Below are 7,451 nucleotides of genomic sequence, written 5' to 3' on the forward strand. Positions count from 1 at the left end.
GTAAGTCCATTTGAATGAGACTAGATGTTTATTCGTCAAAGAAACCTGCACGTGGCTGACGTAGGCCACGAATACCCAAACCGCATTCTGCATTGATCAGAACACCAGTCAGAGGACGGTTATTTTGACGAGATGCCAACAGCACGTATGAGCCGGTCATATCTTCCGGTTCAGGCAAGAAATTCAGTGGCATGCCACGTGCAATTTTCTCAGGATCACGTGCATCGAGCAGGCCCACATTTTCCTGACCGAGCGATGCCGCGCCTTTGATATTCACATTCATACCTGACGGCGCAACCGCGTTCACTCGTACTTTAGGCGCAAGCTCATAAGCCAATTCTTTCATAATCCCGACACCCGCATGCTTAGATGCAGTATATACAGGGCCTCCGCCAGCGGAGTACAGTGCCGAATTAGACAAAGTAAATATGATAGAACCTTCAGAAGCGATCAATGCATCCAGTGCAGCCTTCGCACCAAGGATCAGAGATTTGGTATTAATCCCCATAATCTCGTCAAAGGCTTTCTCCAGCTGCTCACCAGAGGTATTGACGATATCGGCATAGTGATCCCAGATACCGGCATTACCAACGAAACAATCGAGTTTACCGAAACGTTCCACAGTTGCTTGAACTGCACGAACGTTATCTGCATAGCTGGCTACATCACCTTCGATCGCAAGAACTTTTCCACCGAAGTGTTCATTTAATGCATCTACTTTAGCTTTTGAACGTTGAAGAACAGCGACTTGCGCACCTTCCTCAATAAAACGTTCTACCAAAGCCCAGCCTAAGCCTGAACCACCACCAGTAATAAGTGCAACTTCGCCTTGTAGCCAACCCATGCTTACTCTCCTGCCATCTCTACAAACAATTGACCATCTTCAACAATCACTGGGAATGTTTTGATTGGATCAGTTGCAGGTAGACACAATGCTTCACCTGTTTTTAAACAGAAACGTGCTGAATGCAATGGACATTCCACAGTACCGTCATCTTCAAGATAACCTTCAGACATAGAAGCATTACCATGACTGCATTTATCGTTCATAGCGAAGAATTCACCGCCATTGTTAAATACAGCCAGCGCTTCGATACCGTTTACGCCACAATCTACTTTTAACGCTTCGCCTTCGTCTAATTCGTCAACTTGGCAAACAAAAATCTTATTCATTAGAAGAACACACTCAAGTTATGTGAGCTATATGTCGCTTGATCAAGCGTGATCTTACGGTTGAAGATCTGGAAGCCGAGGCCACCTTCAACTTTACGGATCTTGTCATGGCGTTTACCGCAGTAAATGACAATGTCTTTCTCTTTTTGCGTACGATATAGCAAATAGGTTACGTACACGTCGTATTCGCCTTCAACTTCAGTTGGCTCTACGATCACGTTGCTCACCATGTGGGTGGTACGTGACGGAGGCTCTTCAGCCCAAGCCATACCGGTTTCCAGACGCGCTACACGACGCTCTAAAAGGTCTTTTGAATCGTTGAACACCCAAGTGGTAGGTGGTTCAACTGAACGACGACGGTCACGGGTTTGTGCGTTTGGTGTGGTACGTAGCGTGTAAGAAATATCTTCAGCTAACGTATCCAACCATTCGCGGAATTTCCAATCGTCTAGCAATTTTGCTTCGCGATACAGGAACTGACTAATTTGGTGATGAAGTTCTAAGCTGATTTGACTCATTTCATAAGCTCCTTCTCATATTCGTCAGCTGCTTTTTCCACGTCTTCCCATTTTTCATGGATCAATAAATCTGCCCAGCGGCGGTACATACCACGTGCTGCAGTTTCAGAGAAAATGTAGTTGGTGATACCCGGGATACCATCTTCACGTACTTTTTCGTTGCCTTTACCCATTTCCATAATGAGTTTATTTTGACGCGCTTTGTAACCACGTAAAACTTTTTGAATTTCAATCCAGTTCTCAGAGTCATCTTGCTCGAGGAAACCGGCTGGACCAAAGGCACGCGTTGCAGAACGTTCAAATGCTTCTTTCACTTCTTGAGATGCTTCAGCATCCGCAATACAGAATGCCCATACTTCGGTTTTGTTTGGACCACGTGGATGCCATACGCGAAGTGTTGCAGTACCGTTCAACCAAGACAAAGTTGGGAACATGGTGTTGTGACCTGCAAGACGCAGTGCACGAGTCTCGCCTAGGCGCTCTTTAACTTCGTCGTAAGTTTCACGGAAGTAGTTGGCAACTTCACCGTCAACCCATACGTTTGCGTCTGGTTTCTCTGTGAAGAAGAAGCCTGAACCATGACCACGTGAACCGTACTGGATCGCGTCTTTGGCAGTTTCCCAAACTGGACGAGCCGTTTGTGCAGCACCTAATTTCTTAGAAGATTCGTCGTCTGGTTTCGCGCCCAATACTTGGATCGCAGAAGCGTGAGAGAACAAGGCGTGGTATTGGTCAGATGCGAACTGTTCAGCCGCAAATTTCCAGTTACACTCGATTTCCCACTTGTGGACACCACCGATAATTTCTGTACCACCTGGACGACGGTCAACAACGCCATCTAAGTACCAAGCGATATCGCCCATGTATTCTTCAAGATCAGGTGTGGTTTCATCCCAACAAGCGAATACCAAGCCTTTGTAAGACTTCACACGATTCACTTCAACCAGACCCCATTGCTCTTTACATGCACCATGTGGGTAAGCACGATCTTCAAGCGGGATATCTTTTAAAGAACCGTCAATGCCGTATGACCAGCCGTGGTACGGGCAAGTAAATGCACGGGTATTACCACAGTCAGCGAAGCTTACACGCATAGAACGGTGACGGCACTGGTTTAAAAATGCTTTGATTGAGCCATCTTTTTGACGTGCCACAATGATTGGATCTTCGCCCATGTAGGTGTTGAAGAAATCACCAGCCTTAGGAATTTGGCTTTCATGGCAAAGGAATAACCAAGTACGACCGAAAACACGTTCGAGTTCTAATTCGTAAATGTCAGGATCTGTATAAATAGATGGCGTAATACGTCCATTTTGTGCATCGACTAAAGCATCGATTTCGCGCACATCAATTTTTCCACTCATGAAAAGCTCTCCTGTGACCTATCTTTGGCACAAAGTAATAGACTCAACTTTTCAACGATGATGGATTTGACAGCGTTTTTCGGGAAATATTTTTTTTGTTTCAATTAAGAGCTTAAAGCAATTATTAAGCACGTGAATTTTTATATTAAAACATCTATTAATTCCGCCAGAGCATTTAGTTTATGAATGGGAAAATAATCTTCACGACATAGTTGTTTATAGATTATACTTTGAGGAAATTATAGTAAGACATTTTTTGGATTACTCTTTGGGTTGATGACATGGAATTACGACACCTTCGCTACTTTATCACCGTTGCTGAAGAGCTCAATTTTAGTAAGGCAGCACTTAAACTTTATACGGCTCAACCCTCACTTAGCCAGCAAATCAAAGACCTGGAAGAAGATGTCGGGGTAAAGCTACTCAACCGAACCAAACGTAAAGTAGAGCTGACCGAAGAAGGCGCCGTATTCCTGGAACAGGCTCGTCTCACCCTGGCACAGGCGGACAAAGCCGTTGCCATGGCACGTCAGGTGTCACAGGCCAAGCAGCAAATGCTCCGCATCGGTTTTGTACCGGTGGCCGAGATGAAAATCTTCCCGTATATCTTGCCAAATCTACGTGTACAGAACTCGGATTTAAAAATTGAACTGCTCAGCCTGAACAACAATGAGCAAATGCGTTTGTTAAAAAAAGGTGATCTAGATCTGACATTTACCCGTCATAATTTCAATAGTGATGAAATTGAAAGCCAGTTCGTGATTCGTGAACCGCTGATTTTTCTCCTGCCTAAAGATCATCCCTTAGCAAAATACGAAAGAATTCCTGTTAAAGCATTGAATGGTATTGATTTTATTATTCCATCAGCAGAGCAGTCCTTGACCCTGAACCAGGCTATTCTGGACTTTGCCAAAGCCAACGGCATTGAACTCAATATCGTGCAAAAGGCCGATAATATTTTATTTAATATCAACTCGATCGGAATGGGCCTAGGCTGTACCATTTTGCCTGGCTATATTGCACCACTAACCATGGATAATACCGTGATTCGTCCGCTGGACGTGGAGTTGCCCTATTTAGACCTGTATGTCAGCTACCATAAAAACAACAAATCCTATGTCGTGAGCAAATTTCTTGAGCTTTTGACCCGTGTGTTCTATCTGGATATTAACCGTAGCGAACAAAATTAATCCTATTTCTTCCCTGCATTAGGCATATGCCATTCAACTTATGATAGGCATGTGCTTTTTTTGTTTTATTATTTTATGCTTAAGAATCCATTTTTAATTCTATTTTATAATAAAGAATCTATTTCTGGCGCTTAAATTTTTCACTTGCCCTTGACCCAAATTGTGTATTTTTAGCTCTAAATGTACTGCATTTACCACTTAAGTCTAATAAAGTTTCATTCGGATTTTTCTCAGTTTAAATAGCTCAAGCCTATAAAAATTATTAGATTTTTATATTTATTCAAATAAATGAGAATCAAACTCACTTAGGTGCGCTACCTTAAATATTTCCGATATAAAAAAGGATGACCAAAGCCATCCTTTTTTAAAACTGTATCAAACTTATTTTACGCCATGAACAGCCAGGTAGTTTTTGATCACAGTGTTGAACTCATCTGCTTTTTCAACTTGAGACCAGTGACCGCATTGGCTGAAGATATGTGCATCAGCATTTGGCACGATGTTCAGGATGTCCCAAGTACGAGAAACCGGAATCACCACGTCTTGCGTACCATGAATCAATAGTACAGGCACAGTAATGTCTTTCATTTTTTCGAAGTCTAATGGGAATTCGAAACGGTCACGGTCACGTGCGCCAACCACATCCATTAAACGATTTGATGCATAGTCATTTGCAGCAGAAGCAAAACGTACTTTTACCAGTTCATCAGTAATCAGGTCTTTGTTTACGACAAACATAGAAAGGGTTTTCTTGATTCCTTCTTCTGTAAGAACTGGGTTTGCGTGAGCTTTAAGTGCAGCTGTCTGTTTCGCACCGCCCGTACCCATAGACACGATACCCAAAATACGATCTGGATAATCCAATGCCATCTGGAATGCTAACCAGCCACCCAGAGAGTTACCGACCAACCAGGTTTTTTCGATACCCAAAGCGTCTAGCGTACGGATCGCATGATCTACCCAGGCACGGATACCATATTCAGTACCCGGTGCAACTACAGTCTGGCCATAACCAATGGTATCAATCGCGATACAACGCGCCTGCTCACCAATTTGTGGCAGGTTTAACCACCAGTTTGCCGCAGCCGATACACCCGTACCTGAACCGTGTAAAAATAGAATAGGCGTACCTTCACCAATTTCGTGGTAATGGGTCAACTCGCCTTCAGCGGTTTCAATCCATTTATCTTCTAAGCCAAAGAATGGATCTGTTTGATAGTCAGGGATTTGAACAGTGCTCATATTGCTTCCTCTTACAGTCTTTCGCTTGCGTGTCCCTCTATTTTCAAGAATTCGACGTCAAGTTGACTCATTAAAATGACTTGTGTACACCCTTATATTAACCGCTCAGCCGCAGCAAACTGATACAAAATTACGATTGCACCCTACAAAATAGATATAATTTAAGTATTTGTTTTATATATCAATTTAAAATAAAACCCTACTCAATCTAAGCCTTTAATGCAACAATGGAACGCTTAAACCAAAAAGCAGCCAGAAGACTGACTGCTTTTAAAATATACGGGTATTAGAATTTATGGGTATAAGTGGTGGCGACACGGTATTCTTGCAGGTCTGGTTTTGCTGGATTGGCAAAATTCACATCAATATACATCGCCTGTACACCCAAACCTTTTAATTTACCTTCTGGCACAGTGTAGTTCACGATGGCATTCACTTCATCCGTATTGAAGTTCTGACCTTGATACGCCCCAGTACCTTTCTGATCATAACCTTTGAAATATACTGCTGTTGCGTTTAGGCCTTTTGCACCCATTTCAGAGAAGTCATAGCCATAAGAAACACTCCATGACTTTTCTTCTGGTGCGGTAAAGGTCGCTACCCCCCAGTTCGCCAGATAAGGCTGTGGCACCCAGCCACCCAATGTCGGGAATGCACTATCACCAAACATTTGCTGGTAACCCACACCTACGCTATGTGCACCATGATTCACTTTTGCAGCGACAGATAATGCCTGGTTATCGATCTCACCATACAGCTTGTCACCTGACTCCGAGTTATCGAAGTAACGAATGTGGCTATCTAATTTGGTTTTTTCACCGAGCGCAGTTTTGTAATTCACACCCAGATAATGCTGTTGGTAAATGTCTTGAACATCGGCATACCAGTAGCTCGCCCCTACTTCTTTAGTAAGCTGGTGGTCTACACCCGCAATCCACATGCCATCAGCTTCAGCACCCGTATCATAGAAACTTGGTGGAGCAAATTTAGTTAAGTCACGGAACTGGTTGTCATAACGGTTGTTAATACCATCAATATACGCCAGAGTTAACTTGGTATCCTTAAGGTCTTTAGACTCTAACCAAGCGCCACTATAAGTCGTTAATAACTGACGGGATGGATCGAATACCAAGACTGGAGATACAGGCAATAACTCGCCGACTTTCAGCTCAGTTTGTGAAACTTTGGCTTTTAAGGTCGCGCCGACTTTACCGAAATGATCTTTTGATTCTTTGCCATCGTGCGGTAAAACCCAGTCCGGATTTTTATCATGGCCGTTGAGTTTGACTGCATGTTGCACCAGTACATCAGCACCAACCTGCACACCACCACCGATATCGTGATAACCGGACTTGGCATCCAGAGTCACCCCTTGTGACCAAGAACCCCAGTTACGTGATGAATAGTCATCTTGATACTGACGGTCTAGATAAAAGTTTTTAAATTTGAGTTGAACATTGCTGTCGTCAATAAAGTCTGCATTCGTTGCAGTTGTCCCTAAAGTTGCTGTCGCAGCAAGCATTGCAATCCATAAATTGTGACGACGCATGATGAGTTCCCCCATTCAGCTGATAAAATCCATGCAGCCATCATGCGCAAGTCGGTTTAAATAAAAAATCCGACCACAGTATTAAACTTTTGCTCTTTTAGCTCTGCATATTCCGGGCCCAGATTTAAGCACTCAATCTCTTAGATTTTAAACCGATTAATGAAAATAAAAATTTGACCAGATATTTAATTCAAATTTCTGTTTCCTTTATTAATAAGCGCAATTTTTTTAAAAACTTTAAGATAATATTTTTTATTTATCGTTTTTATGTTTAAGGAAAAAATTAAACTGAAATAATCTTCACATAAGTTGTCATTAAAAAGTAAACATGTATTCTTTTCCGAATTGGTTTGATACTTTCTCCACCCATTGCTCTATTTTGTCAGCTGTCATGACTTGAAAATCTCGCCAATAA

General features: G+C 42.6%; 7 protein-coding genes and 1 pseudogene. 1 reads left to right on the top strand and 7 read right to left on the bottom strand.

Features of this window, described 5'->3' with window-relative positions; all coding sequences use genetic code 11:
- Positions 1 to 28: 28 nt before the first annotated feature.
- From hcaB to hcaE, 4 genes are read right to left on the bottom strand one after another with little or no spacing between them, the layout of a single operon-like run.
- Positions 29 to 844, bottom strand: a complete 816-nt coding sequence (gene hcaB / locus WFH18_RS10220; RefSeq protein WP_004278515.1) for a 3-phenylpropionate-dihydrodiol/cinnamic acid-dihydrodiol dehydrogenase — start codon at positions 842 to 844, stop codon at positions 29 to 31.
- 2 nt (positions 845 to 846) lie between these two features.
- Positions 847 to 1,173 carry a 3-phenylpropionate/cinnamic acid dioxygenase ferredoxin subunit gene (gene hcaC / locus WFH18_RS10225; protein WP_004278517.1) on the bottom strand — a complete coding sequence of 109 codons (327 nt, stop codon included), beginning with the start codon at positions 1,171 to 1,173 and terminating at the stop codon, positions 847 to 849.
- Complete coding sequence (gene hcaF, locus WFH18_RS10230) at positions 1,173 to 1,691, bottom strand: 3-phenylpropionate/cinnamic acid dioxygenase subunit beta (RefSeq protein WP_004647365.1); 519 nt, start codon at positions 1,689 to 1,691, stop codon at positions 1,173 to 1,175. The genes hcaC and hcaF overlap by 1 nt, the downstream gene beginning before the upstream one ends.
- Positions 1,688 to 3,055: a 3-phenylpropionate/cinnamic acid dioxygenase subunit alpha gene (gene hcaE / locus WFH18_RS10235; protein WP_004278520.1), complete on the bottom strand. Its 1,368-nt coding sequence runs from the start codon at positions 3,053 to 3,055 to the stop codon at positions 1,688 to 1,690. The genes hcaF and hcaE overlap by 4 nt, the downstream gene beginning before the upstream one ends.
- A 281-nt stretch (positions 3,056 to 3,336) precedes the next feature.
- Here hcaE and hcaR point away from each other — a divergent pair, with 281 nt between their 5' ends.
- Positions 3,337 to 4,245, top strand: coding sequence for a DNA-binding transcriptional regulator HcaR (hcaR, locus tag WFH18_RS10240; RefSeq protein WP_004278522.1), 909 nt, complete (start codon positions 3,337 to 3,339; stop codon positions 4,243 to 4,245).
- A gap of 381 nt (positions 4,246 to 4,626) precedes the next feature.
- Here the strand turns inward: hcaR and WFH18_RS10245 are convergent, their stop codons facing one another.
- From WFH18_RS10245 to WFH18_RS10255, 3 genes and pseudogenes are all read right to left on the bottom strand, one after another.
- A complete protein-coding gene (locus tag WFH18_RS10245) occupies positions 4,627 to 5,487 on the bottom strand; it encodes an alpha/beta fold hydrolase (protein WP_004278523.1) in 861 nt (286 codons plus the stop codon).
- Between the two features lie 286 nt (positions 5,488 to 5,773).
- Complete coding sequence (locus tag WFH18_RS10250) at positions 5,774 to 7,036, bottom strand: OprD family outer membrane porin (protein WP_004647364.1); 1,263 nt, start codon at positions 7,034 to 7,036, stop codon at positions 5,774 to 5,776.
- A 315-nt stretch (positions 7,037 to 7,351) separates the two neighbouring features.
- Positions 7,352 to 7,451 (bottom strand): annotated as a pseudogene (locus WFH18_RS10255) (transposase); the annotation flags it as partial.

Origin of the sequence: Acinetobacter sp. USHLN143 (genome assembly GCF_037145695.1) — a bacterium.
In the GTDB taxonomy this organism is placed as follows: domain Bacteria; phylum Pseudomonadota; class Gammaproteobacteria; order Pseudomonadales; family Moraxellaceae; genus Acinetobacter; species Acinetobacter fasciculus.

What these genes read in the sequence shown, in the direction of transcription:
- hcaB (WP_004278515.1), bottom strand. Translation starts at nt 844, where the DNA reads ATGGGTTGGCTACAAGGCGAAGTTGCACTTATTACTGGTGGTGGTTCA.
- hcaC (WP_004278517.1), bottom strand. Translation starts at nt 1,173, where the DNA reads ATGAATAAGATTTTTGTTTGCCAAGTTGACGAATTAGACGAAGGCGAA.
- hcaF (WP_004647365.1), bottom strand. Translation starts at nt 1,691, where the DNA reads ATGAGTCAAATCAGCTTAGAACTTCATCACCAAATTAGTCAGTTCCTG.
- hcaE (WP_004278520.1), bottom strand. Translation starts at nt 3,055, where the DNA reads ATGAGTGGAAAAATTGATGTGCGCGAAATCGATGCTTTAGTCGATGCA.
- hcaR (WP_004278522.1), top strand. Translation starts at nt 3,337, where the DNA reads ATGGAATTACGACACCTTCGCTACTTTATCACCGTTGCTGAAGAGCTC.
- WFH18_RS10245 (WP_004278523.1), bottom strand. Translation starts at nt 5,487, where the DNA reads ATGAGCACTGTTCAAATCCCTGACTATCAAACAGATCCATTCTTTGGC.
- WFH18_RS10250 (WP_004647364.1), bottom strand. Translation starts at nt 7,036, where the DNA reads ATGCGTCGTCACAATTTATGGATTGCAATGCTTGCTGCGACAGCAACT.